Raw genomic sequence first — 276 nt, forward strand, 5'->3', positions numbered from 1 at the left:
GGCAGCTGGGCATGGTGCGGGCTTTGGGCTATTCACTTGACCCTTATTCGGTGCTGGTGCCATTCCTGGTGTTTGCCATTGGCATTTCCCATGGCGCCCAAAAGATGAATGGCATCATGCAAGACATCGCCAGAGGAACGGACAAGTATGTCGCCGCACGCTTTACTTTCCGTCGTCTGTTTCTGGCCGGTTTGACGGCTCTGGTCGCTGACGCGGTTGGCTTTGGGGTGCTCATGATCATTGACATCCCTGTCATCAAATCGTTGGCGCTGACAG

The 276-nt window shown here is 55.1% G+C and carries 1 pseudogene; it reads left to right on the forward strand.

The features are described 5' to 3' along the window. Window positions 1-276, forward strand: a pseudogene (locus SB771_RS34250) (RND family transporter); the annotation flags it as partial.

This window comes from Burkholderia sp. SIMBA_051 (genome assembly GCF_046534915.1).
Lineage (GTDB): Bacteria > Pseudomonadota > Gammaproteobacteria > Burkholderiales > Burkholderiaceae > Burkholderia > Burkholderia ambifaria.